The sequence below is a fragment of the Streptomyces sp. NPDC006372 genome (assembly GCF_040612515.1).
Lineage (GTDB): Bacteria > Actinomycetota > Actinomycetes > Streptomycetales > Streptomycetaceae > Streptomyces.
Window position 1 is genome coordinate 14,812 of record NZ_JBEXQJ010000046.1, and the last position, 26,977, is coordinate 41,788.

The 26,977-nt window shown below is 71.6% G+C and carries 23 protein-coding genes; 7 read left to right on the top strand and 16 right to left on the bottom strand.

Annotated elements, in window-relative coordinates; genetic code table 11:
- The 10 genes from ABZ016_RS38560 to ABZ016_RS38605 form a co-directional block, all read right to left on the bottom strand.
- Positions 1-2,157 (bottom strand): xanthine dehydrogenase family protein molybdopterin-binding subunit, encoded by a 2,157-nt coding sequence (locus ABZ016_RS38560; RefSeq protein WP_356921420.1) that lies wholly within the window; start codon positions 2,155-2,157, stop codon positions 1-3.
- On the bottom strand, positions 2,154-3,158 hold the full coding sequence (locus ABZ016_RS38565) for a xanthine dehydrogenase family protein subunit M (RefSeq protein ID WP_356921421.1): 1,005 nt from the start codon (positions 3,156-3,158) through the stop codon (positions 2,154-2,156). The genes ABZ016_RS38560 and ABZ016_RS38565 overlap by 4 nt, the downstream gene beginning before the upstream one ends.
- Positions 3,155-3,685 (bottom strand): 2Fe-2S iron-sulfur cluster-binding protein, encoded by a 531-nt coding sequence (locus ABZ016_RS38570; RefSeq protein ID WP_356921422.1) that lies wholly within the window; start codon positions 3,683-3,685, stop codon positions 3,155-3,157. The genes ABZ016_RS38565 and ABZ016_RS38570 overlap by 4 nt, the downstream gene beginning before the upstream one ends.
- A gap of 112 nt (positions 3,686-3,797) precedes the next feature.
- Positions 3,798-4,886, bottom strand: a complete 1,089-nt coding sequence (locus ABZ016_RS38575; protein WP_356921423.1) for a hypothetical protein — start codon at positions 4,884-4,886, stop codon at positions 3,798-3,800.
- Positions 4,887-5,196: 310 nt separating this feature from the next.
- Complete coding sequence (locus tag ABZ016_RS38580; RefSeq protein WP_356921424.1) at positions 5,197-6,468, bottom strand: cytochrome P450; 1,272 nt, start codon at positions 6,466-6,468, stop codon at positions 5,197-5,199.
- A 150-nt stretch (positions 6,469-6,618) separates the two neighbouring features.
- Entirely contained in the window at positions 6,619-6,927 is a 309-nt protein-coding gene (locus tag ABZ016_RS38585) for a hypothetical protein (RefSeq protein WP_356921425.1), read from the bottom strand.
- 19 nt (positions 6,928-6,946) lie between these two features.
- Positions 6,947-7,360 (bottom strand): SRPBCC family protein, encoded by a 414-nt coding sequence (locus tag ABZ016_RS38590; RefSeq protein ID WP_356921426.1) that lies wholly within the window; start codon positions 7,358-7,360, stop codon positions 6,947-6,949.
- 100 nt (positions 7,361-7,460) lie between these two features.
- Complete coding sequence (locus ABZ016_RS38595; RefSeq protein ID WP_356921427.1) at positions 7,461-8,555, bottom strand: glutamate--cysteine ligase; 1,095 nt, start codon at positions 8,553-8,555, stop codon at positions 7,461-7,463.
- Positions 8,556-8,687: 132 nt separating this feature from the next.
- A complete protein-coding gene (locus ABZ016_RS38600) occupies positions 8,688-9,896 on the bottom strand; it encodes a phospholipase D-like domain-containing protein (RefSeq protein WP_356921428.1) in 1,209 nt (402 codons plus the stop codon).
- 86 nt (positions 9,897-9,982) lie between these two features.
- Complete coding sequence (locus ABZ016_RS38605; RefSeq protein ID WP_356921429.1) at positions 9,983-10,633, bottom strand: TetR/AcrR family transcriptional regulator; 651 nt, start codon at positions 10,631-10,633, stop codon at positions 9,983-9,985.
- A 150-nt stretch (positions 10,634-10,783) separates the two neighbouring features.
- Between ABZ016_RS38605 and ABZ016_RS38610 the strand changes: the two genes are divergently transcribed.
- Positions 10,784-11,638, top strand: coding sequence for a class I SAM-dependent methyltransferase (locus ABZ016_RS38610; RefSeq protein ID WP_356921430.1), 855 nt, complete (start codon positions 10,784-10,786; stop codon positions 11,636-11,638).
- Positions 11,639-11,658: 20 nt separating this feature from the next.
- Here ABZ016_RS38610 and ABZ016_RS38615 read toward each other — a convergent pair whose 3' ends face one another.
- On the bottom strand, positions 11,659-15,318 hold the full coding sequence (locus ABZ016_RS38615) for a helix-turn-helix domain-containing protein (protein ID WP_356921431.1): 3,660 nt from the start codon (positions 15,316-15,318) through the stop codon (positions 11,659-11,661).
- A gap of 86 nt (positions 15,319-15,404) precedes the next feature.
- On the opposite strand from ABZ016_RS38615, the gene ABZ016_RS38620 reads away from it, so the two are divergent.
- Entirely contained in the window at positions 15,405-16,676 is a 1,272-nt protein-coding gene (locus tag ABZ016_RS38620; protein ID WP_356921432.1) for an acyltransferase, read from the top strand.
- An 86-nt stretch (positions 16,677-16,762) separates the two neighbouring features.
- On the opposite strand, the gene ABZ016_RS38625 is transcribed toward ABZ016_RS38620, so the two are convergent.
- Complete coding sequence (locus ABZ016_RS38625) at positions 16,763-18,208, bottom strand: PLP-dependent aminotransferase family protein (RefSeq protein ID WP_356921451.1); 1,446 nt, start codon at positions 18,206-18,208, stop codon at positions 16,763-16,765.
- A gap of 135 nt (positions 18,209-18,343) precedes the next feature.
- Between ABZ016_RS38625 and ABZ016_RS38630 the strand changes: the two genes are divergently transcribed.
- Entirely contained in the window at positions 18,344-18,937 is a 594-nt protein-coding gene (locus ABZ016_RS38630) for a TIGR03086 family metal-binding protein (RefSeq protein ID WP_356921433.1), read from the top strand.
- A complete protein-coding gene (locus tag ABZ016_RS38635; RefSeq protein WP_356921434.1) occupies positions 18,931-19,392 on the top strand; it encodes a hypothetical protein in 462 nt (153 codons plus the stop codon). The genes ABZ016_RS38630 and ABZ016_RS38635 overlap by 7 nt, the downstream gene beginning before the upstream one ends.
- Positions 19,393-19,425: 33 nt before the next feature.
- On the opposite strand, the gene ABZ016_RS38640 is transcribed toward ABZ016_RS38635, so the two are convergent.
- Both ABZ016_RS38640 and ABZ016_RS38645 read right to left on the bottom strand, forming a co-directional pair.
- Positions 19,426-20,646, bottom strand: a complete 1,221-nt coding sequence (locus ABZ016_RS38640; protein WP_356921435.1) for an FAD-dependent monooxygenase — start codon at positions 20,644-20,646, stop codon at positions 19,426-19,428.
- A complete protein-coding gene (locus tag ABZ016_RS38645) occupies positions 20,643-22,040 on the bottom strand; it encodes an MFS transporter (protein WP_356921436.1) in 1,398 nt (465 codons plus the stop codon). Before ABZ016_RS38645 ends, ABZ016_RS38640 begins: the two co-directional genes overlap by 4 nt.
- Before the next feature lie 97 nt (positions 22,041-22,137).
- Between ABZ016_RS38645 and ABZ016_RS38650 the strand changes: the two genes are divergently transcribed.
- Both ABZ016_RS38650 and ABZ016_RS38655 read left to right on the top strand, forming a co-directional pair.
- Positions 22,138-22,770, top strand: a complete 633-nt coding sequence (locus ABZ016_RS38650) for a TetR/AcrR family transcriptional regulator (RefSeq protein ID WP_356921437.1) — start codon at positions 22,138-22,140, stop codon at positions 22,768-22,770.
- A 61-nt stretch (positions 22,771-22,831) separates the two neighbouring features.
- Complete coding sequence (locus tag ABZ016_RS38655) at positions 22,832-23,674, top strand: phosphotransferase (protein WP_356921452.1); 843 nt, start codon at positions 22,832-22,834, stop codon at positions 23,672-23,674.
- Between the two features lie 48 nt (positions 23,675-23,722).
- Here ABZ016_RS38655 and ABZ016_RS38660 read toward each other — a convergent pair whose 3' ends face one another.
- Entirely contained in the window at positions 23,723-24,394 is a 672-nt protein-coding gene (locus tag ABZ016_RS38660) for a pyridoxamine 5'-phosphate oxidase family protein (protein WP_356921438.1), read from the bottom strand.
- Between the two features lie 348 nt (positions 24,395-24,742).
- Here ABZ016_RS38660 and ABZ016_RS38665 point away from each other — a divergent pair, with 348 nt between their 5' ends.
- A complete protein-coding gene (locus tag ABZ016_RS38665) occupies positions 24,743-25,702 on the top strand; it encodes an SDR family NAD(P)-dependent oxidoreductase (protein ID WP_356921439.1) in 960 nt (319 codons plus the stop codon).
- Between the two features lie 26 nt (positions 25,703-25,728).
- Here the strand turns inward: ABZ016_RS38665 and ABZ016_RS38670 are convergent, their stop codons facing one another.
- The gene (locus tag ABZ016_RS38670; protein WP_356921453.1) at positions 25,729-26,922 is read right to left on the bottom strand and encodes a nuclear transport factor 2 family protein; all 1,194 of its coding nucleotides are present in this window, start codon (positions 26,920-26,922) and stop codon (positions 25,729-25,731) included.
- Positions 26,923-26,977: the final 55 nt, after the last annotated feature.

Below are 26,977 nucleotides of genomic sequence, written 5' to 3' on the forward strand. Positions count from 1 at the left end.
CTACGGCCGCGGTACCGGACCGGATCCGCTCGTGGCGGGTCCGGTCCGAGCGTCGTTCGTGGCCCGGTGTCCGAGCAGCCCGGCCAGTACCCGGTCCGGCGTGAGCGGGAGTTCACGGAAGCGGACGCCGGTCGCATGGTGAACGGCGTTGCCCACCGCCGCGGCCGTCCCGACGATGCCGATCTCCCCGATCCCCTTGCTGCCCATGGGGTTGAGATGCGGATCGTCCTCGTCGATCCAGTGCGCCTCGATCTCGGCCACGTCGGCGTGCACGGGCACGTGGTACGACGCCAGATCCGACTCGGCGAAGTCACCGAACGCCACGTCCATCGTGCTGCCCTCGGTCAACGCCATGCCCAGACCCATCGTCATGCCTCCGACGAACTGGGAACGCGCCGTACGGGCGTTGAGGATGCGCCCGGCGGCGTACACCCCGAGCAGCCGGCCGGCCCGCACCTCGCCGGTCACCGTGTCCACCGCGATCTCGGCGAAATGCGCCCCGAAGGCGTGCCGCGACCAGGCGCTCTCGGCGTCCGCCGTGCCCCTCGTGTCGGCGCGCGCCTCTAGGCCCTGCTCGGGCAGCGGCCCCGAGTGCTCGGCCAGCCGTCGCGTCAGCCGGTCGCAGGCCTCGTGGACCGCCCAGCCCCAGGAGGCCGTACCGGACGAGCCGCCGGCCAGCGAAGCCGACGGCAGTTCGGTGCTGCCGATCTCGATCCGCACCTGTGCCTGCGGCACGCCCAGCGCGTCGGCACCGACCTGCGCGAGCACGGTCCGGGCACCCGTACCGATGTCCGTGGCGTTCACCCGCACGAGGAACGTCCCGTCGGGCAGCGCGCGGGCCGTAGCCGCGGAGGGAAATGCCATGACGGGATACGTCGCCGCCGCCACGCCCGTCCCCAGCAGCAGGGGCCCGTCCCGGCGGGAGCGCGGGCGAGGATCGCGCCTCTCCCACCCGAAGCGCCTGGCGCCCTCGCGCAGACACTCGACCAGATGCCTGCTGCTGAACGGCTTGCCGCTGTCGGGCTCGGTGTCCGGCTCGTTGCGGACGCGCAGCTCGATCGGGTCCATGCCGAGTTCGGCGGCGAGCTCGTCCATGGCGGACTCCAGGGCGTACATGCCCGGAGCCTCGCCCGGCGCCCGCATCCACGACGGGGAGGGCACGTCCAGCGCCGTGACCCGGTGCACCGTACGGCTGTGGGGCGCCGCGTACATCACCCGCGCGGGCACCGCCGCCTGCTCCACGAACTCCTTGATGCGGGAGGTGTGCGTGGTGGCCTCGTGGATGAGTGACGACAGCCGCCCGTCCGCGCCGGCCCCCAGCCGCACCCGGTGCAGCGTCGGGGCACGGTGCCCGACGACAGCGGGCAGGAAGCGGCGCGGGAGTGCCACCGTGACAGCCCGGCCGGTCTGCCGTGCCGCCATCGCGGCGAGCACGACGTCGGGCCGTGGCGTGCCCTTGGAGCCAAAACCGCCGCCGACGTGCTCGGCGGTGACGACGATCCGCTCCTTGGGTGTCTCGAACAACCCGGCGAGCACGCCCCGTACGGCACCGGTGCCCTGGCTGGAGGTGTGCACGATGAGCCGGCCGTCGTCCCAACGGGCGGTGCTGGTGTGCGGCTCCATGGGGTGGTTGTGCAGCGGTGGCACCCGGTAGGCCACGTCGACCCGGGTGGCCGAGGTACCGAACGCCCCCTCGGGGTCGCCCTGTCCACGGACGGCGGGGTACCCGCCGTTGACCTCCTCGGGGACGTACACACCCGGGTGGGAGGCGGAAAGGGCCACGTCGTGCGCCTCGGCGTCGTACGTGACACGGACGGCGGCGGCACCCGCCCTGGCCGCCTCCAGGGTCTCGGCCACCACCAGCGCCACGAACCAGCCGCGGTGCGGCACCCGCGGGCTCTGCAGCACGGCGAGCGTGGGATCGTCCGGCTCCGCGAGGCGCGGCGCGTTCTCATGGGTGAGGACGGCGAGGACGCCCGGCACGGCCAGGGCGTCCGAGGTGTCGACGCCGGTCACGCGGCCCCGGGCGACGGCCGCCGGCACGGGCCAGGCCTGGGCACGGCCGGGAAAGTGGTACTCGGCGGCGTAGCGGGCGGTGCCGCTGACCTTCTCCCGTCCCTCCCGGCGCTCGGCGGGAGCGCCCAGGCTGCCGGTCATGGAGTCCTCCTCGCAGGCGCCTCGTCCGCGAGCCGGGACAGCACGTCCACGGCGAGGTTGCGGGCCAGGGGCACTTTGTAGGCGTTGTCCCGCAGCGGCTGCGCGGCGGACAGTTCGACATCGGCGGCGTGCTCGAACGCGGCGACCGTGGGAGCCGCGCCCACCAGAGCCTCCTCCGCACGCCGGGCCCGCCAGGGCCGGTGCGCGAGGCCCCCGAACGCCAGCCCCACCTGGTCGACCACACCGTCCGAGACCCGCAGCACGGCCGCGACGGACGCGAGCGCGAAGGCGTACGAGGCCCGGTCGCGGGCCTTGCGGTACGCCGACGGCAGCCCGGCCGTGGCGGCCGGCAGCACCACGCCCGTGATCAGCTCGCCGGGGCGGATCTCGGTGTCCTGCTCGGGGTGGTCCCCGGGCAGCCGGTGGAACTCCGCCGCCGCGACACTCCGGGCGCCCTCGGGCCCGTACAGCTCGACCCGCCCGTCCAGAGCGGCCAGCGCCACCGCCATGTCCGAGGGGTGGGTGGCGATGCAGTGCGCGGAGTGCCCGAGCACCGCGTGATCACGGTGGACGCCGTCCCGCGCACCGCAGCCGCTGCCCGGCTCGCGCTTGTTGCACGGCTTCGAGAGGTCCTGGAAGTACGGGCACCGGGTGCGCTGGAGCAGGTTGCCGCCGGTCGTCGCGGCGTTGCGCAACTGCCCGGAGGCCCCCGCCAGCAGCGCCTGGGACAGCGCCGGGTACCGGTCGCGCACCACCGGGTGGGCCGCGAGGTCGCTGTTGCGGACCGTCGCCCCGATCCGCAGCGCCCCGTCCGGCAGTTCCTCCACCGCGTCCAGTGGCAGACGGGTGACGTCGATGAGGGCGGCGGGCCCCTCCACGCCGAGCTTCATGAGGTCGACGAGGTTGGTGCCGCCGCCGAGATAACGGGCGCCGGCATGGGAGGCGTACGCGGAGGTCGCCTCCTCGACACTCCCGGCCCGGACGTACGCGAACTCCTTCACCGGATCACGTCCTCCACCGCCTCGGCGATCCGCGGGTACGCACCGCACCGGCACAGGTTGCCGCTCAGCCGTTCCCGGATCTCCCCCCGGTCCAGCCGCACCGGCTCGCCCGAGGGCGCCGCCGGATCGGTGACGTGCGAGGGGTGACCGGCGGCCGCCTCGGCGAGCATGCCGGCCGCGGAGCAGATCTGGCCCGGTGTGCAGTAGCCGCACTGGAAGGCGTCGCGCTCCAGGAAGGCCTGTTGCAGCGGATGGGGTTGCTCTCCGTCGCCGGAGAGACCCTCGACGGTGGTGACCTCACAGCCGTCCAGGGCGACCGCGAACAGCAGACAGCTGTTGACGCGCCGCCCGTCCACCAGGACCGTGCAGGCACCGCACTGGCCGTGGTCGCAGCCCTTCTTGGCTCCCGTCAGGTCCAGATCCTCCCGCAGGAGGTCCAGCAGGACCCGCCGGTGGTCGACGGTGAGCGTGTGGAGTTTGCCGTTGACGCGGAACGTCGTCTCGGAGTGGTGCTGTTGGTTGCCCATGTCGTGGCGGACCTTCCCGGGCGGGCCGTACTGCCGTACGGACCGCGTATCCAGAAGGCCACACCTGACACCTGCGCCCCGGCAGGAAGGCGCCCGTCCCTTGCCCCCGCGGCTACTCCCTCTCCCCGGAGGGGCCCGCCGGCCGCGGGGACCTGCTCTTGAGACGCTCGAACGTCCGTGTGAGCTGTTGCAGCGGCGACGCGGTGGGGGCGTCGGCGGGCTGTTGCCTCGCGGAAGCCGCCTCGGCGGTCTCCTGGTAGGCGGTGAGGGCCTCGTGGGCGCGCTCGGCCGCCTCCCGGTACAGGTCACGGGACTTCGTCATGGCCTCGAGCGCCTCGGCGTACATGGCCACCAGACCACGCTGCCGGTCCAGCTCCTCCTGGAGGGTGAACAGGTGCCAGTCCTCCCGCAGCGCGGTGAGGGCGTCCTCGGCGCCGTCGGGCAGGGGCCTCGGCAGTGCGGCGAACCGTGTCACCGCGTCGACGAGGTCGGCCGGCTCCGAACCGTCGAGGAAGACCGCGCGGACGGAGAAGTCCGCCGCCTCGTAGCCGTCCGGGGCCGGGCTGCCGGGCAGCACCACGGCACCGCCGCGCGGAACCTCGACGCCGGAGTCCCGCAGAGCCCAGTTGAGTCCCCGCAGCTGCTGCGGCGCGGCACGGTGCTCCACCACACGGTGCCGCAGGCCCGGCGGCAGCCACCGGGCCACCGGCCTCCGGCCGCGGTCGTCCGTGGTCATCGCCTCATGGACGACGACATGGATGTGCCACCCCCCGCGCACCGCGTTCCTGAGCAGCCGCCGGGTCTCCTTGTCGTCCTGGGGGAGCGGGTTGATCTCCCGCAGCGACAGTTCACCGGTGGCGTCCCGGTCCCAGCCGGCGTCCGGCTCCTCCGGCCAGAAAAGGGCGGCGGGGGAGGGCCACTCATCGCGCCACGGCTCCTCGGCCTCGGCGACCAGGATCCACTCCTGCCCCTCGTCCGCACCGGGCCGCAGGCTCAGCCGGGCCCGCACGGTCACCGTCCCGGCCACCCGCCAGCGTGCCTCGAACACCCGCTCGGCGGGCGCGGTCTCGTCCTCGGGCAACTCCAGAAAGTCGTCGATGGCTCGACTGTGCTTGCGCTGCTCCAGCGAGCGCCGGAGCACGTCTTCCGTGGCGCCTCGGGCCTGGCGGCCACGAGCCAGCCACACCGTGGCGGGAGTCATGGGGCGAGCGGTGGGGGAGGTCGGCATGGGTCCATCTGGGAGCGGGGGCAGGTGCGCCTGCCAGTATCGTCGCCGCAGGCGGGCGGGGATGACCCGGGGGTCGCACCCGGCGTGGCGCCCTGCTGTGCCGGGCGCGAGGTGTGCGAGAGGGGCGCCACGCGCACGGGGTGTGCGCGGCGCGCGCACATCGGTGGATCTCACTCGTGGCCGCGCCGGGACCCCGATCCCGACAATGGTCCGCACGAGCAGGACCCGCCCACCATCCGCATCGGGGCGGGTCCTGCTCGCCGACGCACCACCTCGTACGCGTTCAGGACGCTGCCTGTCCCACCTTGGGGGCAGGCGCCAAAACCCGGGCACCCTCGATGACGAACCCACTGCGCACCCGGGTCGGCATGCGGTCCAGCGGGACCCGCAGATCCTGTTCGGGCACGTCGTACTCCAGCCTGGCCAGCCGGGGGACCAGGGTCCGCAGCAGCGCGATCGTGATGTCCTCGCCGGGGCAGCGGTGCCCCGCGGCGCGGTCGCCGCCCCCCTGCGGGATCAGTTCGTCACGCGCGGGCGGCCGCTCCAGGAAACGGCGCGGTTCGAACGTGTACGGATCGTCGTAGAGCGCGGGGTCGTGGTTCTGCCCGTACAGGTCGAGCAGGATCAGTGTGCCGGACGGGATCGGCTCGCCCCGCCAGTCGAGGTCGGTGACCGCCCGGCCGCCGAGGAACGGGGCGAAGGGGTAGAAGCGCCGCAGCTCATGGGCGAAGGCCACGGCATAGGCGGGGTCGTCGGTGTTCAGGCGCTCCCGCATGTCGGGCCGGAGGCACAGCGCGTGGCCGGCGTAGGTGACGAACCAGGACACCGCGACGGTCGGACGGATGACGTTCAGCAGCTCGACGGCGGCGGTGCGCGGGTCGAGGAGCCGTCCGTCGGCGTCCCGGTGCCGGACCACCACGTCCAGTGCCGACCCGTCCGGCGCGGTGACGGACCCGGCGCGTACGTCCTCGACCAGGTGTGCCAGCCATGCCTCACCGCGCGTCCGGGCGCGGCGGGCTCGCCAGTGGCGCGGTCCCGGCGTGGCGAAACCGTCGACCATGGAGACCAGGTCCCGGGCCACCGGGGCGGCGTCGTCGAGCGGGACACCGGCCCAGTGGCAGACGCCCCGGGTGAGCACCCGGCTCGTCTCGTCGAAGAGCACCACCCGGCGCCCGGACCACGACTCCACCGCCTCGTCCCACACCGCGCCGACCCGGTCCACCAGGCCGGCGACGGCCTCCGCGCCCGTGAGCAGGGACAGGAACATCTCCTTGCGGACCCGGTGGGCCCGTCCGTCCAGGGTGTGCACGGCACCGTGCCCGAACAGGGTGCTCAGCACCGGGCCGGGAAGCGCCGTCCCGCGCTCCACATGCCTCTCGTCGTAGAAGAAGCGCACCGCGTCGGGGCCGTGCAGGGCGACGGCGTGCCGTCCCATGAGCCGGGTCCGCACGAGCGGGGCGGTGGTGCGGCGCCTCAGGTCGGGCAGCCATGCGTACCCCTTGGCGAACAGGGCGAGAGAGCTGTCGGCGATCGGTGGACGACGTCTCTGATCCATGGCGCGGCGAGTGCCCGTGGCGCGGGGTGGGAAACGAGGCCGCAGGGAGGAAAGAGGTCAGGGTCGGAAGCGAGGCCAGGGTGGGAAGCGAGGCCAGGGCCGGAACGCGGCAGCGTGCTCGAAGCGCGTCCCGGTGTTCCGGTCGGCCGTTCAGGGCCGCGGGTTCACGCGACGCCAGCCTGGGCGTGCGTCAGGACCGCGGCGTCCGGCGACGGAGGCGCAGCGCGGGCACTGGCGCCGTACCCGGTCGGCCGCGCCGCCGGACTCCGGGAAGGTGTCCGGCCATCCGACGTGCGGGAAACGGACCAGGTCGGAGCGGCTGAGCGACAGTCCGCAGACGGTCTGGTTCAGCCCCGGCTCCCAGGCGTGCACCTCACCGGAGGGCAGCCGGCGCCGGCCCTCCTCCTCGTCGGTCCACTGCCCGGACGCGGCGACGGCGTACTGCTTGACGCGTGCCATGGCGTACGCGGCCCTCGGGTCAGCCGGCCGTGTGCTCGACACGCAGCCGCACCTGCTCCTCCAGGCGCCGAAGGCTGCTGTCCAGAGCGTCGCGGACCGCCGTCTCGCCCGGGTCATGACCGTCGTCGAAGAACGACAGGTGCACCGTCACCTCACTGGCCCCGCCACCGATGCCGGCGACCTGCAGCCACCCCGTGTAACTGCCCTGGTCGCGCGTGCCCCACTCGAGCCGCATCTGGTCGCGTTGCGCCCGCAACAGGGCGGAGGTGTCCTCGTCGGTGCGGTCCTCGTGCACCGTGACGGCGGGCAGCTCACGGGCCTCCACGTGCAGGGCCTCCGGCAGCCAGGTGTCCAGCTGTCCGACGTTCGCCGCCTGGTCGAAGACGTGCTCGGGCTGTGCGGGCATCGTGCGTGAACGTTCGTACTCGGTCATCGCGCCACCGGCCTTGCTCGGGTTCGGACAGCGCCCCGCGTTCCCACCCTGCCCGGGGGTAATCCCCGGCGATCCGGCCATGAGCCGGTCATCCGGTGCTTCACGTCCCTGTGCTCTGGCCGCTCACCAGGTCGGTCACCGCCCGGAGGCCGCCGTGCGCGAGGGTGGCGCGTTGCCGGTCCGCCCCGGTCCCGTTCTGAAGGAGCCGGTGGACCAGGGACGTCACCTGGCGGCTGTCGCCGGAGGCGTCGAGCGCCGGCGAGACGTGCCGGAGAAATTCGTACAGGACATCACCGGCCCGGTGCGTCGCACCGCCGGGGCCGACCAGGGTGTCGCCGAGGCCATGCCGGGCGGCGTGCCACATGGCGGCCTGCAGCATCTCCGGGGTGAAGTCGGGTGCGCGTGCCCCGGCGGCGGTCTCCGCCAGGGCGGTCTCCACGAGAGCCCGGGTGACCGCCGCGAGCATGACCGCCTCGTCGGCGCTGAGCTGGACGTCGAAGCAGCGCACCTCGACGGTGGGGTAGCGGGGCGAGAGGCGGGCCTGCCAGTACACCTGGCCGGCGTCGGAGATCAGGCCGGCGTCCAGCAGCCGTTGCACCCGCTCGTCGTAGTCGGCGGCATCGTGGAAGTGCGGCGGCATGCCGCTGACCGGCCAACGGCCGAAGATCACGGTGCGCCAGCTCGCGAAGCCGGTGTCGCCGCCGTCCCACAGCGGGGAGTTCGCCGACATGGCCGTCAGCGTCGGCAGCCAGGCCCGGATCCGGTTCAGCACCTGCACGCCGGCCTCTCGGTCGGGCACGGCGACGTGCACGTGCGTACCGTTGACCAGCTGCTCCGCCACCAGCTGCGGCGCCTGTGTGACCATCGCCCGGTACCGGGCCTGGTCGGTGACGGCCATGGGGTGGCCGTGACGCAGCGGCGGGGTCCCGCAGGCCGCGATCCGGCAGCCGTGCTCCTCGGCGGCCATGCCGATCGCGTGCCGCAGCCGCAGCAGATGCCCGCCGATCTCCTCCAGGGTCGCGCACACCGGGGTGGCCACCTCGACCTGTGCCTGGAGCAACTCGTACTGCACCTCCTGGTCGGCCACGAGACGCCCCAGGCCCGCCGCGGTACGGACCTTGTCCGCCTGAGGCACCGGCAGACCCGTGACCGGGTCGAGCAGCAGATACTCCTCTTCCACGCCGACAGTCGTCATCGGACACCTCTGTTCCGCCCGGCTGCCCGGGCCTGACCTCACGTCCCGGGTTGCCGCCGAAGCTTCCGTACAAACTGATCCGTATCGGGGCAGAAGGGCTCGGGTTCAGCGGCGCAGGGCGGTCTGCCACGACTACAGGAAGCGCCGGATCGGAGTGACCGCGGCCTCCTTCACGCGTTGCGGCACCGCTCTTCGTCTCCACCGGGAGAGATCGATCTCCACGCTGCGCCGCAGATCCGCGTCGTAGTCGTGGTCGAGCGATGCGGTGAACTCCTCGTCCAGGGCGACGAGCATGATCTCCTCGTCGTGGTCCATGGACCGGCGGTTGAAGTTGGTCGATCCGATGAGGGCGGCTACCGAGTCCACGGTGATGATCTTGGCGTGCATCATGCTCGGCTGGTACTGGCGGATGTGCACACCGGCCCGCAACAGCCGCGTGTAGTGGTGCTGACCGGCGAGCTGGCAGGCGCGCTGGTCGGTGTGGGGGCCGGGCAGCAGGATCTCGACGCGCACACCGCGACGCGCGGTTTCGCACAGCAGGTCGACGAAGTAGGCGTCCGGGGCGAAGTAGGCGGTGGCCAGCCGGAAGCGTTCCTCGGCGGAGGTGAGCAGGACCCGGATGAGGGTCTGCATGTCCTGCCAGCCGATGCTCGCGGACCCGCGGACGACCTGGACCACCGACGAGCCGGCCTGCGGGTGCTCGGTGAAACGGTCACGTTCGTCGAAGAGTTCGTCGTGGCACTCCGCCCAGTTCTGCGCGAAGGCGGCCGCGATGCCGTCCACGGCCGGACCACGGACCTGGACGTGGGTGTCTCGCCACTCGGCCGGATTGCGGGCATCGCCGCACCATTCCTCCGCGATGCCGACTCCACCGGTGAACGCGGTGTGCTCGTCGACGACGAGGGCCTTGCGGTGGCAGCGGTGATTCTGCTTGAACGGTGACAGCCACATGGGTTTGCGGAACCAGGCCACCTGCACACCGGCGTCGCTCATGAGCTCCAGCAGCCGCCCTTCGATCTCCTTGGCGCCGAAGCCGTCCAGCAGCAGACGCACGCGCACCCCCGCGCGGGCGCGGTCGGCCAGGGCGGCGGCGAAGTCGTGCGCGATCTGACCCCGCCAGTACACGAACGTCATCATGTCGATGGTGTGCCGGGCCGAACGGATCGCCCCGAGCATCGCCGGAAAGATCTCATCACCGTTGCGCAGCGGCACCAAGGAGTTGCCCTCGGTGGCGGCGACGCCGAGCAACCGCTCCAGACGTCGGCGCAAACGCTGCTTGCGCGCTGCTGGGTCCGGCGCGGCGCCGGGAGCAAGGGGTGCCGGTATGCCGTCGACCACCATGCCAAACCTCCCACTGAAACCATGGAGACAAAATGTCCAGGGCTCCCGCACGAGCCCGAACAACCGCATGCCCGGCCGGTACCGCGTCACTCACCCCCTCGACGAGCACGTCGGGAGTCGAGGGGCGACTCCTTCAGCTCCTCAGGCGGGCTCCAGTGCCCCACCAGCGCGGCCACCAGGCGCGTCATGGAGGGCCGCGGGTCGGGTGTGCCCGGCCGGCTGGTCATCAGGAGGTGGTGGGCGGTGCCGACGACGGCGAGGGCCACCGTCTGTGGATCGACGCTCTCCGGTACCCGGCCGAGCTCCCGCTCGGCCTCCAGATAGCCGGTGATGGCGTCCTGTGTCGCCGTGAAGCCGGGCGCCCCGGCCTCCAAGGCCTCCCGGATGCGCAGGGCGGCGCCGGGGCGGGTCAGGGCGAGGCCCGCGATGGCGGGCCCGCCGGATTCGAACAGTGCGAGGGCGACGGCGTCGAGGTTCCGTGCCACCGTTCCCTGCCCGGCGAGCCCCGGCAGTTCCCGTGCCTTCGCCGCCGTCCGCGCGAACCGGTCGAGGCACAGTTCGGCCACGAACTCGTCGAACCCCGCGAAGTGCGCGTGCAGCAGCCCTTTGGCGCACCCCGCCTCGGTGGTGACGGACCGGCTGGTGAGCGCACCGGGTCCATCCCTGTCCACGACACGTTCAGCCGCCGCGAACAGCCGCTCGCGCACGTCCGGCGTCGCCACTCCACGCGGTGACATGGGCCTCTCTTCCGTTCCGTCTCCGCCGCCCTCAAGGGAGCCAACCCCTGGAATCGTAACGGGGATTGCGAGTCTGGGCATGTGCCCATACTGTTCCCCATGTTGTTTGGGCGCATGCCCATTCCCCGTCGTCCACTCCAGGAGGCACCCGTGCCGGACATCGTCAACACCGAGCAGGCACAGGCATGGAACGGCCCCGAGGGTGCTCACTGGGCCCGCAACCAGGACCGCTGGAACGCTGTGAACGAGGGCTTCGACGAGCCGCTCCTCGACGCCGCCGGGATCGCGGGGGAGCACCGGACCCTCGACCTCGGCTGCGGCTCCGGGCAGACCACGCGGCTCGCCGCGCTCCGGACGCCCGGAGGGCACGCGTTCGGCCTCGACCTCTCCGGCCCGATGCTCGCCGAGGCCCGGGCCCGCGCGGATCGTGAGGGCATCGCCAACGTGTCCTTCTCGCAGGGCGACGCGCAGACGCACCCCTTCGAGGCGGGCGCCTTCGACGCGGCGATCAGCCGCTACGGGGTGATGTTCTTCGCCGACCCCGTGGCGGCCTTCGCCAACGTCGGTCGGGCGCTGCGGCCTGGCGGACGCCTGGCGTTCGTCTGCCCGGCCGATGCCACGCTCAACGAGTGGGTGGCGGCGGTAGCGTCACTGCGCGACCTCCTGCCGGTCGGCGACTTCGGCCGGCCGGGCCTGCCCGGCATGTTCTCCCTGGCCTCCCCGGACCACATCCGCGACGTCCTGACGACGGCCCGATTCACCGGCATCACCATCGACCGGGCGCAGGCGTACGGGACCTGGGGGCACGGAGCCGAGGACGCGGCGGAGTTCCTGCTGGGAACGGGGCCCGGCCGCCACCTGCTGGAGCAGACCGACGCGACCGCACGGGCACGCGCCCGCCGCGTCCTGACGAACCATCTGCGTGACCACGAGACAGCGGACGGCACGGTCCGGCTGCGCAGCACGTCGTGGCTGGTCACGGCGGACCGTCCGGCCGACCGGTGAGGTCACCCCGGAGGCGCCGGTCATCGGTGCGGGACCGTGCTCGCGGCACAGTCGATGGCCGCGCAGAGGGTGCGGATCGCGCGGGCCGGGTCGGGCAGGTCGACGTTCCACAGCGCCGCGGAGCCGCCCGCGGCGGCGGCCAGGGTGCGTCCGTCCGGGCTGAACGCCACTATCGCGGGTGAGCGGGTCGGCAGGGTGAGTCTGGACTGGCTGGTGGCGAGGTCCCACAGCTGGACTTCTCTGACGGTGCTCACGGCCAGCGTGCGTGCATCGGAGCTGAACGCCAGCGACACCACCTCACTGCCGACGGTGAAGCTCTCACGGAGCTGACCGGTGCGGGCGTCCCACGTCCTCACGGATCCGTTGCTGCCGCTCGCGGTGGCCAAGGTGTGGCCGTCCCGGCTGAACGCGAGAGACAGCGAACTCCGGGCGCCCGGCTTGATGGTGCGCTGTATGTGACCTGTTGAGGCGTCGAGCAGCGTGACCTTTTCGGCATCGGCCTCGACGTCCACGACGGCGAGTGTCCGGCCGTCGGGGGCGAACGCCAGCGCCGTGACGGATTGACCGTGTCCGGCTCGGATCGTGTGGAGTTCGCCGGTCGAGAGGTGCCAGATCCGCACCGCACCCTCGCCGCCGACGATGGCGAGCCGCGTCCCGTCGGGGCTGAAGACCGCTCTGGTGTCGGAGTCCATGACCCGGCTCCGGCGGAGGCGGCCTGTGGCGACATCCCGGACCTCGATCACCCTCCTCTTGACGGACCTGGCGGCCATGGCGCGCCCGGTCGCGCTGAACTCCACGGCTCCGAGGCGGGAAACGATGACGGTCAGTTCCTCTCCCTGGCGTGCCTGGTCGCTGTCCAGCGTCAGTGAGGCTTCTCGGTCGCCGTTGCCGGCATCCCAAAGCTCCACCGATGCACGGCCTGGCGGACCTTGATGAACTGTGGCCGCCGCGCGTCCGTCCGGGCTGAACGCCAGGCCGGCGATGACCGTGCCGGCGGGGCCCGGCAGAGTCGTCCGCGGCTTTTCGGCGGACGGCCGGTGGACGCGGACGGCGGGGTCGGAGTTGCTGCTGGTGACCAAGGCTCGCCCGTCGGCGCTGAGGGCCACCTGCATCGCCCCACCGCCGTGGTGCCCGGCGGTCACGGTGGCCCGCGCGGTGCCGGAGACGGTGTCCCACAGCCGCACCGTGTTTCCCGCGTGCGCGACGGCGAGGGTCCGCCCGTCCGGGGCGAAGGCCACCTCGTTCGTGCGGACAGCACCGTCTTCGATGACGCGCCGGAGTTTGCCGGTGGCGACCTCCCGCAGTTGCACCGAACCGTCGAGTACGACCGCGTACGTCCGGCCGTCGGGACTGAAGACCACAGCACGGCCCTTGTGCTGGTCGTGGGAGGTCAGGGTGCGGCCGGTTGCCAGGTCCCACACCCGCTCCGATCCGTAGAAGCTGGCCGCGGCCAAGGTGCGTCCGTCGGGGCCGAAGACGAGCGCCTCCGGGTCGGGGAGGCCGGTGAAGCTGTGCACCGTGCGGCCGGTGGTCACGTCCCACACCCGGACAGCCGTGATGGAGGTGGCGGCGACGGTACGTCCGTCGGGGCTGAAGGCCATGCCGCGCACCGCACCACCGGGGACGGTGAAGGCCTTGATTTTCCTGCCGGTGACCGAATCCCAGAGCGTCGCCTTGCCGGCCTCGCCGTCGACAACGACGGCGATGATGCGTCCGTCGGGGCTGAACGCCTCGACCTCCCTGATGTTGTGAACGGTGAACGTACGTCGGAGCTCGCCCCCGGGCAGGCTCCAGATCCGCACTGTCCCGTCTCCGCTCTGGGCGGCGAGGGTGTGTCCGTCCGGGCTGACGGCGATGGAGTGCACGGGTTCGCGGCCGCTGATCAGGCGCTTGCGCAGCGGCAGCGCCGCGGCGGCGTACAGGGCGGCTGTGGCTTCGCGGGTCGGGCTGGTGCGGTAGGCCCGCACGGCGAGCAGAGAGGCGAGGTCGGGTTCGGTGTCGAGCAGTGCACCGGACTGGGCGGCCAACTGCCGGGACTCGGCCAGGACCTGCGCGGTGACCGCGCTTCTCCACTGCCCGACGGCGAGGCCGGCGGCGACCAGGGCCATGCACAGGGCGGTGGTGACTGCGGTGAGCATCAGCCGGTACCGGCGACGTCCCTTTCGCTCCTGGTCGCGGCTGGTGTCGAGGAACGCGCGTTCAAGCTCGGTCAGGTCCTCGCGCGCTGCGCCGCCGAAGTGTTCCTGAGCGGCGCCGAGTCTGCTTCCCCGGTACAAGGCTCCCCTTTCGCGACCCAGTTGCTGCCAGGCGTGGGCGGCCTCGGTCAGATTCCGGTGCACACGCAGGCGTTCGCGGTCCTCCTCGATCCATCCGCGCAGTCGTGGCCAGGCCGTGATCAGGGCCTCGTGGGCCATCTCGACGGTGTCGCCGTCCAGGGTGAGCAGCCGGGCCTTGGCGAGCGCCTCCAGCACCTCGGCGGTGTCCTCCCTGCCCGTGCCGGGCAGTTCCGCGCGCTCTACGGGACGGCGGGTGTCCGGGGTGCCGTCACCGGGGGCGATCAGGCGCAGCAACACCCGGCGGGCAGTGGCCGCCTGGGCTTCGGTGAACCGGCCGAAGACCTCCTCGGCGGTCTTGGCGATCGCCCCGTCCAGGCATCCGGCCGCCTCGTAGCCCGCCATGGTCAGGGTCTTGCCTCGGCGGCGGCGCCAGGTCTCCAGCAACGCATGGGACAGCAGCGGCAGCCCACCCGGCGCGTCGGCGACCTCCTCGACCAGCCGGGCGGTGAGGGCGCGTTCCACGGTCAGTCCGGCGGCCCTGGCCGGTTTGACGACGGCGTCGCGCAACTCCGCCGGGCTCATCGCACCGGCCAGCAAGTTGGCATCGCGCAGTGCCTCCGCCAGGTCGCGGTGCTCGGCGCAGCGTCCGTAGAAGTCGCCGCGCACCGCCAGCAGCACCCGTAATCGGTGCTCGGGCTCTTTGGCGGCCAGCAGCAGGTCGATGAAGCGGGCCCGTTCGGCGGCATCGTGGCAGAGGGTGAAGACCTCCTCGAACTGGTCGACGATCACGAACGTGTCCGCCGCGCCGCTGCCGGCACCCGTGCCCGCGGGGGGGAGAAGGGTGGCATGGGTGCGAGCGGGGCGTTCGCCCGGAGTCAGGATGCGGATCGCGGCCGGACGCAGGTCCGGCTCCTGGGTCTGCCGGAGGACGGGTATCAGACCGGCCCGCAGCAGGGAGGACTTGCCGCTGCCGGAAGGGCCGAACACCGCGGCGAACCGACGGCGGCGCAGCAGGTCGACCAGGTCGGCGGTGAGCTGTTCCCGGCCGAAGAACCAGCCGCTGTCGCCGCTCTCGAAACGGGCGAGCCCCCGGTACGGTGCAGACGACTTCTCGGTGTCGCAGGAGTCGTCACCGGCGGACTCCTCCACCGCCGCCCTCCACCGCGCTTCCCACCGTGCCTCCTCGCCGCCGCAGGCCCGTACGTAGGCCAGGACCACCGGCAGCGTCGGCAGCTGCTCGCCCGCCGCCGCCCGGGACAGGGTGGTCACCGAGTAACCCGCCCTGCGGGCCAGGGCCCGGTAGGTGATTCCGCCCGCCTCTGCCCGCAACGTGCGCAACTCGAACGCGAACCGCTGCACCGCACCCGCCGCCGGATCCACCGGCACCTCACGACGCCCCGCCACGACACCCTCACCCCTCCGGCTGACCAGCATTGTTCGGCCGCCAGAACCGTACTGCCGAACAATGCTCCAGCCGCTGAGCTCGGGGCATGGAATCCCCACCCGCAGTTCCCGCACCTCAGGCGCGTTCACAGTCCGGCTTACGAACCTCACCTACGGCCATCGCGACGGCGGGCCCGTCGCGATGGGGCTGGCTGGACGCGCTGCGCGGCATCGCCGCACTCGTCGTGGTGTTCGATCACTCCTCGTACACCTTCATGGCGGACTTCCGGCGCGAGTTGATGCCGCAGTTCAACACCAGCCGCTATGGCATCATGCTGTTCTTCCTGGTGAGCGGCTACGTCATCCCCGCGTCACTGGAACGCCGGGGCTGCGTCCGGACGTTCTGGATCGGGCGGGTCTTCCGTGTGTACCCCCTCTGGACCGCCGTCGTAGCCGTGCTCCTCGCCGCCCATCTTGTAGGCGTGGTGGACATACGTGACTTGGGCCAGCAGAGCGCTGTCACGGTGGCCGTGGCTCACGCCACGATGCTCCAGGAGCTGCTGGGGACACCCAATCTGCTCCTCGTCCTGTGGACGCTCTCCTACGAGATGTCCTTCTACCTGCTGGTCGTCGCGCTTTTCACGGTCCGCCTTCATCAGAAGTCCGCGGCGATCGCCGTCACAGGGGCCGTGCTCGCCGCTCTGAGCGTGACGGCAGGGCTCGCGCTGCCGGCCGCCGGGCTGTCCGGCCTGGTCGGCACCGGCCCTCTGGTCGCGTTCGCCTCGATCGCCATGGGAGGCGCCATCTGCTGTGCGAGCGCCAGGTCAGCCGTTCTCCGGACGGCCGGGGGTGTGCTGGGCGGGATGCTGGCACTCGTCCTGGTCCTGCTCAACGGCACGGTTCCGCTGTGGGAGGGCCTGGTGATACTCGCCGTGATGTTCCTCGGCACCGCCGTCCACCGTGCCGAGGGCGGTCAGAGCACCTGGCGCTGTGCGGCCGGTGCCGCCGTCGTGGTGGTCGCCTGTTCCGTGGGGAGCGCGTACCGGTACGGCGACGGCGAGCACTTCACCAGGCGCGGCTGGATCCTCGCCTTTCTCCTGGCGGTACTCACCTTCGGCGCCGGACTGGCGTCACGTCGCCTGCGCACACCGGGGATGCTGACCGGCTTGGGGACGATCAGCTACTCGGTCTACCTGGTGCACCCGCTGCTGCTGGAGGTGATCGACAGCACGATCGGCCGACGGCGGCACGACAGTCTCGTGCTCGAAATGGCGTTCTTCACGGTGCTCCTTCCTCTGTGTCTGGTGACCTACCGTTACATCGAGAGGCCGAGCCAGACCTTGGGCCGCAGGGTGGCACGCCGCATGCAGCCACCGTGACGAGCGCCGGCGAGTGCGATCGCGGGGCAGACGGCAAGCAGGATGACGGACGGTAACGGGCGTACAAGCGCGCTGCACACGTGCCTTCAGAGGTTTTGAGGCGGACCGAGTACGCGGAACAACCCCGGCTCGACGTCCGGGGCGTTGATCGAGCCGTAGCCGAAGACGAAGCCCGGGCGTGTTGAGCGGTTCGCGGCGACTTCCGCCAGGGTGTAGACCGCCACACCGGATGCCCTGGCCCGGCCGGCCCGGTCCGCGAGGGCGCCTGGGTCCGTGAGGCGGCCTCGGGTGAATGCCGTCACGTGCAGGCCCGCGGCGGACGGCACCAGTTCGGCCAGGTCCGCGAAGTGGCCGGTGAGCACGCCGGTGACGGCCTGGTGCCGGGCCGCGTACGTGTGCTGCATCCTGCGGATGTGCCGGGCGAGCAGCCCGTCGTCGACGAAGCGGGCGAGCGCCGCCTGCGTGGGGACCGCTGTGTGCCAGTCGGCGGCGTACTTCGCGGTGCGCAGTGCTGAGCGCAGCGTGGCGGGTGCCACCAGGTAGCCGACGCGCAGGGCGGGCAGCATCACTTTCGAGAGCGACCCCACGTAGATGACGTGGCCGTCCCGGTCCAGGCTCTGCAGGGTCTCGACCGGCCGCCCGCCGAAGCGGAATTCGCTGTCGTAGTCGTCCTCGATCACCGCCGCGCCGTGCCGTCGTGCCCACCGCAGCAGAGCCGTTCTGCGCCGCAGGGACATCGGCATGCCGAGCGGGAACTGGTGGGCGGGGGTGACGTACACGGCGCGGGTGCCCGGCGGGATGGCGTCCACCAGCAGGCCCTCGGCATCCACCGGTACGCCCGTGACCTCGGCGCCCTGCGCCAGGAACGGCAGCCGGGCCGGTGGGTAGCCGGGCTCTTCGACGGCCACCCGGTCACCTGGTTCGAGCAGCACGCGCCCGATGAGGTCGAGGGCCTGCTGCGTGCCGGTGGTCACCAGCACGTCGTCCGGGCGGGTCCGCACGCCCCGCGAGAGTCCGAGGTGCCGGGCGAGCGCGGCCCGCAGTCCGGCGTGGCCGGCCGGGTCGCCGTATCCGACGGCCCCGGTCGCCGAGTGGCGCATTTCCCTGGAGATCAGGGGGCGCCAGGTGTCGTAGGGGAAGAGCCGGGCGTCGGGCAAGCCGACCCGGAAGTCGTGGGCCGCCGTGGTCGCTCCCGTGGTCTCCGGGGATGCCCATGGAGACAAGCCCGCCCACAGGGCGCGCGGGCGCAGTCCCGAGCCGGTGGCGTCGGTGGCGGTCGCGGCCCCGCGCGGGGGCAGGCCCGTGGCACGCACATGGGTCCCGGAGCCGACCTTGCTGTCCGCGTACCCCTCGGCCACGAGCCGTTCGTAGGCCACACCGACGGTGTTGCGGGCCACCGCGAGACGGCGGCTCAGTTCCCGGGTCGGAGGGAGAGGATCGCCGGGCCGCAGCAGCCCGTCGTGGATCGCGGCACGCAACTGGCGGTAGATCTGGCCGGACAGGTCCCGCTTCCCGTCGAGCCTGACGTGCACGTCCAACTCGCTCTCCCGTCTCAGCCATTGGATATCGGCTCGGCTGTTGCCGGCTCGCGGGCCCGCAATTGGCTCAATCAACTGACGACATATTGGATCTGGAGTTGAACCGCTGCGCGATTCTACGCTCCGGCCATGGACATACGACGACTGGACCGCCAGGCGCTGGCGCTGGCCGGGGAGGCGGTCTCCCGGGTGAAGACCGACCACTTGCGACGGGCGACGCCGTGCGCGGACTGGACCCTGTACGGTCTGCTCCGCCATCTGGTCAGCCAGAACCAAGGGTTCGGCGCCGCGGCCCGGGGCGCGGGTGAGCCGTGGGCCGTATGGCACGGCGGCGAACTCGGCGACGACCCGGCGGCGGCGTATGAGGCGTCGGCGGGCGAGGTCACCGCGGCGTTCGCGGAAGACGACGTGCTGGAGCGGCGGTTCGCGCTGCCGGAGGTGGACGAGGGCTTCACCGTCCCCGGGCGGACCGCGATCGGCTTCCACCTGCTCGACTACGTGGCACACGCCTGGGACGTCGCCGTGACGATCGACGCCCCGTGGGAACCCACCGCCGAACTCACCACCGCCGCACTGCGCGTCGCCACCCAGGTCCCGGACGAGGGCCGCGGGGCCGGTGCCGCGTTCCGGCGGCGGGTCGCCCTCCCCGACGACGCCTCGCCGGAACACCGCCTGCTCGCCCTGCTCGGCCGCGACCCGTCCTGGACGCCGCGGCCATGCTGAGGAGCAGCTGGAGCCAGGGACCGGCCGCCGACTCCCCGGCCGCCCGCGACGCGGCGAACGACGTCGGCAGCGGCATGCGCGATCACCGGAGCGGTCCGCTGATCGTCAGCGTCACCGACTTCACCAGCGGGACCTACCGCCACCTGCCGGGCATCGCGCGTCGCGGCCTCGCGCTACGGCGCCGCTGGCCGCATCTCGACGGAGCGGTCGGCATGTGGTTGTGGGTCATGCCCAGGGCCCGGCGCTGCGGATCAGTCTCGGTGTGGACAGGGCGGCGGGCTCTGAGGGAGTTCGTACGCCTGCCGGAGCATGTCGCGATCATGGACGAGTACCGGGGGAGAGGCACGATCAGGTCGGTGATCCTGGAGTACGACAGCTTCGACGCCGCGCGGATCCGTCGGGACGCGGAGGCATGGCTGCTGCCGGAGCGGCCCGGACGGGTTGCGCGGGGCTAGGTGTGCTGTCCGCTCCCATCACGGGCACAGGGCTCACGTCATGCGCGTGAATTCGGGCAGGGTGAGCGCCGAATGGGCTGGTCGGCCCTCCCCGGAGGGCATGGCACTGAGATTGCGCAGCATGTCGTTGCGCTGCTCCAGGGCCCGGGCGGTGGTCGGGAAGAGTGCGGCATCGCCCTCGCCGACCTGCTCCTGGTTCGCGGTCACGAACCCGCGGGTGTCGCGTTCGTAGGCGGCGAAGCCCGCGGCGTGGTCCCGTCCGGCCAGGGAGCCGGCCAGCATGTAGGCGCCGACCAGTGCGAGGCTGGAGCCCTGTCCGGTGAGGAAGGAGGGTGCGTAGGCGGCGTCGCCCACCAGCGCGACCCTGCCGCTGGACCAGCGGGGCATGCGAATCTGGCTGACTCCGTCGAAGAACAGGTCATCCGCGTCGCGCATGGCGGCGAGCAGGCCCGGGACCTGCCATCCCGCGTCGGCGAACGCCGTGGCGACCAGGTCCCGTTGGGCTGCGGGGTTCCGGAACGCGTCGAACGGCGGGTGCGGGCGGGCGAAGTTCAGGAGGGCGTGTACGTCATCGTCGTCACCCACGGCGTAGAGCGCCGCAGCCCTGCCCGGGGTGTTCCACAGCACGGTCTCGCGGAAGAGCCCGAAGGTGTTCCGCAGGGTGAACCCGGCGAAGCAGTAGCCGAGGTACCGGTGGAACCGCGCTTCGGGGCCGAACAGCAACTCGCGGGTACGTGAGTGCAGACCGTCCGCACCGACCACCATGTCGAACGTACGCCTGCCGCCTCCGCGGAAGGTGACGTCGACCCCGTGGCCGGACTGGTCGAGGCTGTCGATGCAGTCGTCGAACAGGAACTCCACGTCGTCACGGACCGCCGTGTGGAGAGCGGCGGTCAGATCCCCGCGCCGTACCTCCAGGTCCTGCCCCGCGACGCCGCCGGTGAGGGTGTGCGGGTCGACCGAGGCCACCTCGCCGCCGTCCCCGTCGAGGAAGGTCAGCCGGCGCAGGTCGATGTGCGCCTCCCGCAGCCGCGGGAGGATCCCCATCCTCCGGACGACCTCCACTGCGGTGCCGCGCACGTCGACGGGGTAACCACCGCCACGAAGCGCGCCCGCCTTCTCGACCACCGTGACGGCGAATCCGTGGTGGTTCAGCCAGAACGCGAGGGCGGGCCCCGCGACGCCGGCCCCGGATATCAGGACCGTGCGCCTCGGCGTGTTACGGAAGCCCCTCAACAGCTGCGTGCGGCTCATTCCTTGACTCCTTTGCTCATGGTGCGGACGACGAGCAGGGACAGCGCCGTGACGGCGCCGGCTATGACGAAGCCGGTGACGAAGGCCGATTCGGCCGGGACATCCGACCCGGAAGGGGTCGAGGCGGTGAGAATCGCGCCACTGACCTGCGCACCCACGGCGTAGCCGAGCACGCGAGTCACCAGGACCAGGCTGGTGGCGATGCCGGTGTCGCTTCGATCGACGGATGTGGCGGTGCTGGTCACCATCGCCGTGACGCACAGGCCGTTGGCCAGCGCGATCATCGCCTTGCCGATGACGAGGTGCCAGACCTCGGTGTGCACGGCCGCCAGGGCGATCAGGGCCGCGACCATGAGGACGATCCCGGCGGTGACCACGGCACGTGAGCCGAAACGCCGGGCCCCGATCCCACTGATCGGCCCGGCCAATGACGCGGCCACGGCTCCGGGCAGCAGGAAGAAGCCGATCTGGGTGGCGCTTGCGCCGAACCCGTACTCACCGGCGGGCACCGCGAACAGTTGCGGGACGAGATACACCGCCACCGACGTACCGACGCAGATCACGAACGTCAGCACGCACGACTTCCACACCGCGGGCCGTGCCAGCATGCGCGGATCCACCATCGGCGAGGCCGCACGACGCTCGACGGCCAGCCATCCGGTCACGAAGGCGGCCAGAACCACGATGAGGGCACCGAGCACGAGTGGCTGCGAACCGATGTCGGGCGCCAGCGCGAGCACGAGCATGAGCGTGACCAGCGTCCCGCTCAGGAGAACCAGGCCGGGCCAGTCGATCCCGGAGTCGTCCGGCCGGCCCGGCGGATCATGCGGCATCAGCCTGTTCACCAGCATGGTGGCCCCGATGACCGCGATCGTCGGCAGTGCGAACATCCAGTGCCGGGACAGCCCTTCCGCCACGGGCCCGGCCGACAGGGTTCCCGCCATCCCGCCGCCCACGAACAAGCCGCTGACCACCCCGATGGCCACCTTGGACTCGCCCGCGGGGAGGTGTTGGCGCACCAGGATGAACGACAGGGGCAGCGCGCCCACCATCGCCCCCTGCAGCACCTGACCGAGCAGGAGCACCGGCAGGTTCGGCGCGAGGGCGGACACCAGACCGCCGGCGCAGACCACTGCCATCAGCCGGATCAGCACCCGTTTTCCGCCGTAGCGGTCGCCTAACTTGCCTGCGACCGGTGTGACGAGCGCGCCGGTGATGAGGAGCACGATGCTGAGCAACGCCCCTTCGGAGGGGCTCATGTCCAGTTCGCGCTGCAGGAGCGGGAGCGTCGGCGCCACCACCGACTCCAGGGCACCGGTGGCCACTGCCAGCATGCCGAGGGCCCCGACAGCCGCTTTCCCGATGCGAACCGGGGGAGCCAGAGATGTGGTCATGGACGTCCTTTCCGTCATTTCCGGGCGAGGAACGGGCCGGCCGTGCCCGACGAAATTACACTACACCGTGCAGTGTAGAAAGGTTAGGATGAGCCCCATGCCGACCACGAAGACACTGCGCGAGGGGTCCACGCGGAAGCGGGCCGCCATCCTCTCCGCGGCCCGGGAACTGTTCCTCACCGACGGCTTCGACCGGTCCAGCGTCGACGCGGTCGCCGCCCGGGCCGAGGTGTCCAAGCGGACGGTCTACGACTACTTCGGCGACAAGAAGACGCTGCTGCAGGCGGTCGTCGACGCCGTCGGCCAATCACTGATCACCACGATCCGGCGCACCCTCGACGACACCCTCACCGGCCTCACCGAGGCCGCCGAACTCGAGGACGCCCTGGTCACGTTCTCGATGCGCATCGCGACCGACATGCTCGGCTCGGCGGAGTACGCGACGCTGCAACGCCTGGTCCGGGCGGAATCCGGTCACCTGCCGCACCGCGGCTACAACTCCATGGCCGACACCCCCGACGAGGCACTTGCCGAGCGGTTCGCCGCCCTCGCCGCGGCCGGGCTGCTCGACGTCCCCGATCCCCGGCTCGCGGCCGACCAGTTCATCGCGCTGACCTTCGGCGTCGCACTGGACAGGCTCGGTTCCGCGAATGCCGCGCAGGACACCCGCGTACGGCCACTCGTCGTCGAGGGAGTGCGGACCTTCCTCCGGGCATACCGAACCCCGTAGCGCCACCGCACGATGTTCACGAAGACCTCGGGGACACGTGCCCGACAACGAGGGAGGCGGCGTGGAGCCGTTGGAACTCCGCCGCGCAGTCGAGGCAGGACGGGCGACCGTTTCGGATCTGGGCCTTCAGGTCGACGACGTGGTCGTCATCCACAACTCCGACCGTGTCGTCCTGCGCCTGGTCCCTTGCGACGTCCTGGTTCGGGTCGCGCCTTCGGGGCAACTCGCTGATGCCGAGTTCGAAGTGGAGGTCGCTCACCGTCTCGCCGGCGTCGACGCTCCGGTGGCCGAGCTCGACCCTCGGGTCGCTCCTCGAGTCCATGTGCGTGATGCCTTCGCCATCTCGCTCTGGACCTACTACGAGCCCGTGGGGCCGGAGGTCGCGCCGGCCGACTACGCCGACGTGTTCATGCGGCACCATGCCGCCCTGCGCCGGATCGATCTGGACGCGCCGCATTTCACCGATCGAGTCGCCGTGGCAATGAAGGCGGTGAACGACCGGGAGCAGTCCCCCGAGCTGTCCGACTCCGACCGGCGATTCCTCAGCGAGACCCTCGGCGATCTGAGCGCCGCGATCAGCGCCGACCAGGCCGGCGACCAGCTGCTGCACGGCGAGCCGCATCCGGGCAACGTCCTGAACACCAGGAGGGGGCCGCTTTTCGTGGACCTCGCCACGTGCTGCCGCGGTCCGATCGAGTTCGACCTCGCCCACGCGCCCGAAGAGGTGGTCAAGCACTACGCCGGGGCCGACCACGACCTCACTCACCGGTGCCGTGCCCTGAACTGGGGTCTGTTCTCGGCCTGGCGCTGGCGCCGAGACGACCAGATGCCGGACCGGGCCCACTGGAGAGTGGAGGGTCTCAACCGGCTTCGTACCGCCCTTGATCGCTGCGGGCCGGCCTGAACTCGAGCCATGGGGCGGGTAGGTGTGCCACAGGTCGCCGGCTGACCGTCAGCGGGGGGCCAGCCCGCGATGCTGGGCCGCCGCTCCGAAGTAGTCGCCGCCCTTGCGCTTGGCGTCGTCGGTGCCCCAGGCCCGCTCGCCGTCGGCGGCGGACAGGTCCGTCCTGTCGGTGTTCTGCCTGAGCGGTGCTCGGACCAGCCTCGGTATGTGCTTCGAGCAGTGGATGTACGCCTCCTCGACCGCGACCCGCACCCACACGTGGGGCCGGCGACCGGGGGCCGGATCAACCGGGAGGCCCGGGAACAGGCGGCGCATCGTGTCATCGGTGACCAGTTGTGCTCGGCCGTTGACGTGCAGGCCTATCCGGTCCTGGGAGAAGTCGATCATCAGCATGCCGATGTGCGGGTTCTCCAGGATGTTGCCGAGCGAGGCCATCACGCCGTTGCCGCGGTACTCCGGGTACGCCAGGGTCGCGTCGTCGAGTACCTGGAGAAAGCCGGGCGGGCCGGCCCGGAAGGTGCTGTCGCACTCGCCGTGGCTGTCCGCGGTGGCGAGGAAGAACATCTCCTGGCGGGCCACGAACTCCCGCATCCGCGGATTGAGCCGGTCCAGCACCTGCTCGTCGTAGAAGCGGTCGGCACGGTCGACCGTGCCCAGTTCACGTTGGATGTGATGCTCGCCGTGGCTTCCGGGCCGGTCTGCCCGCTCATCGTGGTGCAACGGTCCTCCTGGGATCTCGGCAGGGCTGCAGCTCGTCGAGTCAGGGGGGTAGTGACTCGGGTCCGGGGCCTGCTTTCGGGTCCACCTCGGCATACGTGGCTGATTTCGTCACCTGGCAGGCCGAAAATCGGCACCGCCATGCACGAGAGACTAGAGCAGACACTCGCACGACATGTCGGGGGATGGCATTCCGGCCCGCCTCGGCACGAGCCGGGCCAAGGCCGTGGTGCACCGAGAGCCGCCCGGCCGGTGATCTGTCGGCGACATGTCGGTGGCCGCTGGAACCGTGGTGCCGGGTTGCTCGGCGATCAGCCGCAGCCGTCTTCACCAGCGAGGGAGTCCGTCACCATGTCGTCGTCCGTATCGTCCACCCCTGCCTGGAATGTCCACCGGCTGCCGCGTGCCGATGGCAGCGTCTTCCTGGTCACCGGCGGCAACGCCGGCATCGGGTACTTCGTCGCGGAGCAGTTGTCGGCCACCGGAGCGGCCGTCGTACTCGGCAGCCGGAATCCGGCGAAGGCCGAGAACGCCGCGGCTTCGATACGTGCGCGTGTCGCCGGTGCGCAGGTTCGGGCCGTACGGATGGACCTCGCCGACCTCTCCTCGCTCCAGTCGGTGATGGACTCACTGGAGGTGGAACGCCTCGACGCGGTGGTCCACAACGCCGGGGTCGCGCTCGACGACCCCCCGCGCAAGGAGACCGGGGACGGTCACGAGCTCATGTTCGGCACGAATCACCTCGGGCATTTCGCATTGACCGAGCGGCTCATGCCGCTGCTGTCGGCTGCGCCGGCAGGCCGCGTCGTGACCATGGGCAGCTTCGCGGCGAAGTCCGAGCGGCTCGACCTGGACGACCTGCAGTCCCTGCATGACTACCGTCCCAAGCGCACCTATGGATGCTCCAAACTGGCGCAGATGTACTTCGGCATGGAACTCGACCGCCGCCTGCGCGCTGCCGGCAGCACGGTGGCGAGCGTGGTGGTCCATCCCGGCGGCGCGCTGGACTCCCTCACCCCCTCACGGCCGCCGATGCATGTGCCGACGGCCGGCGCACGACTGAGCGGGGCACCCGCGGCCCTCTTCGTCCAGGGCAAGCACGCCGGCGCGTGGCCCGCCGTCCGCGCAGTGCTGGACCCGGCCGTGAGCGGGGGCCAGTTGTGGGGGCCGCGCGTCTTCGGCCTGCGTGGCGAGCCCCGACGCGAACCGGTGTGGAAGCACCTCGCCGACACCTGCGTCGCGGCGCGCTTGTGGGACGCGAGCCGTGACCTGACCGGCGTCGACCCCGGTGCCCTCCTTGGAGCCCGCTGAGCCGGTGATCCGGCCACAGACCCACTTCAGAGGTGGCGGTGGTAGGCCTTGTTGGCGATGCGCCAGCCGTCGTCGACACGGACCAGGAGAAAGATGTCGGTGAACGTGTCCGCGCCGTGTGAGAGCGTCATCGTGGCGGTCGCGACGGTGCCGTGGACATCGGCGACGTCGATACGGCGGGAACGGGTCGGTTCGTCCAGGGCCGGCCGTCCCGGGAAGAGGGCGCAGTACTCGTCCAGACGCCACGAGACGAATGCGCCGTCTCGGATTCCCTCGATGTGGGCCGTGGGCAGGAACGCGTCGCGGAAGTGGGCGGGGTCACCGGTGGCGTGCCCGCGGATGTAGGCGCGAAGCGGTTCGAGCACCGCGTCCTCCACTGCGGGGACCGTGGCGGCGACCGCGATGTCGGCCTCGGGGGCGGCGGGGGTGTGGGTCAGGCCGGCCGCGCCGTGCAAGGGGGTTGTCGACGCGGCGGCCAGCAGTGCCATGTCCTTGGCCAATGCACCGATGGTGAATTCGGCCGGGGCTGTGGCCGACTGTCCGGTGAGGAAGGGGCGCTTACCGGCCACGAGCCCGCCGAGTCGGCCGAGTTCGAGGACGTCCAGCACCCGGTTGCGGGGCAGGCCGAGCGCGTCGCCCTGCCGCAGTGAGTCACGCAGCGCGAGGACGGCTCCGGCGAGGCTGTGGTTGGCGATCAGTTTGAGTGCGGCGGCTGTGGAGGCGTCGTCGACGCGCCGGACGGTGCCCAGCGTTTCCAAGACCGGCCGGACCCGGTCGAGCGTGTCCTGGTCGCCGGCGGCGAGAATCTCCAGTGTGCCGGCAGCGACAGCCGGCACAGACCCGAGCACGGGCGCGTGGACATAGGACGGGCCGAGACGCCGGGCCAGTTCCGATGCCTCGCCGGGAGTGATGGTGCTGGTGTTCAGCACGATCGTGTCCGTGTGCAGCGAGTCGCGGACGTCGTCGAGGACCTGCTCGCAGGCGGGCCCGTCGAACAGCGACAGGAGCACCAGGTCGGCTCCGGCCACGGCGGCGCTCGGATCGCCGGTCACCTTGACGGTGTCTGACGTCCGCCCGGAGCGGGTCCAGCCGACGACGTCCCAGCCTTGGGCGGCGAGCCGTGTCGCGAACGCGGCGCCCATGCGCCCCAAGCCGAGGACGGTGACGGTATGTGACGTGTGCGGTGCGGTCATGTGCGCCAGCGTGGTGCACCGCCACACCTGCGACAAGCGCAGATTTTGCAGGTCAGCCCTGCGAGATGCGCATACCGCCCGC

Bases quoted from the DNA above. Each gene is read 5' to 3' on its own strand.
- ABZ016_RS38635 (WP_356921434.1), top strand. From the start codon at position 18,931: ATGCTGAGGAGCAGCTGGAGCCAGGGACCGGCCGCCGACTCCCCGGCC.
- ABZ016_RS38595 (WP_356921427.1), bottom strand. From the start codon at position 8,555: ATGACGACTGTCGGCGTGGAAGAGGAGTATCTGCTGCTCGACCCGGTC.
- ABZ016_RS38590 (WP_356921426.1), bottom strand. From the start codon at position 7,360: ATGACCGAGTACGAACGTTCACGCACGATGCCCGCACAGCCCGAGCAC.
- ABZ016_RS38605 (WP_356921429.1), bottom strand. From the start codon at position 10,633: ATGTCACCGCGTGGAGTGGCGACGCCGGACGTGCGCGAGCGGCTGTTC.
- ABZ016_RS38640 (WP_356921435.1), bottom strand. From the start codon at position 20,646: ATGAGCCGCACGCAGCTGTTGAGGGGCTTCCGTAACACGCCGAGGCGC.
- ABZ016_RS38645 (WP_356921436.1), bottom strand. From the start codon at position 22,040: ATGACCACATCTCTGGCTCCCCCGGTTCGCATCGGGAAAGCGGCTGTC.
- ABZ016_RS38560 (WP_356921420.1), bottom strand. From the start codon at position 2,157: ATGACCGGCAGCCTGGGCGCTCCCGCCGAGCGCCGGGAGGGACGGGAG.
- ABZ016_RS38600 (WP_356921428.1), bottom strand. From the start codon at position 9,896: ATGGTGGTCGACGGCATACCGGCACCCCTTGCTCCCGGCGCCGCGCCG.
- ABZ016_RS38665 (WP_356921439.1), top strand. From the start codon at position 24,743: ATGTCGTCGTCCGTATCGTCCACCCCTGCCTGGAATGTCCACCGGCTG.
- ABZ016_RS38570 (WP_356921422.1), bottom strand. From the start codon at position 3,685: ATGGGCAACCAACAGCACCACTCCGAGACGACGTTCCGCGTCAACGGC.
- ABZ016_RS38580 (WP_356921424.1), bottom strand. From the start codon at position 6,468: ATGGATCAGAGACGTCGTCCACCGATCGCCGACAGCTCTCTCGCCCTG.
- ABZ016_RS38585 (WP_356921425.1), bottom strand. From the start codon at position 6,927: ATGGCACGCGTCAAGCAGTACGCCGTCGCCGCGTCCGGGCAGTGGACC.
- ABZ016_RS38575 (WP_356921423.1), bottom strand. From the start codon at position 4,886: ATGACTCCCGCCACGGTGTGGCTGGCTCGTGGCCGCCAGGCCCGAGGC.
- ABZ016_RS38620 (WP_356921432.1), top strand. From the start codon at position 15,405: ATGGAATCCCCACCCGCAGTTCCCGCACCTCAGGCGCGTTCACAGTCC.
- ABZ016_RS38650 (WP_356921437.1), top strand. From the start codon at position 22,138: ATGCCGACCACGAAGACACTGCGCGAGGGGTCCACGCGGAAGCGGGCC.
- ABZ016_RS38630 (WP_356921433.1), top strand. From the start codon at position 18,344: ATGGACATACGACGACTGGACCGCCAGGCGCTGGCGCTGGCCGGGGAG.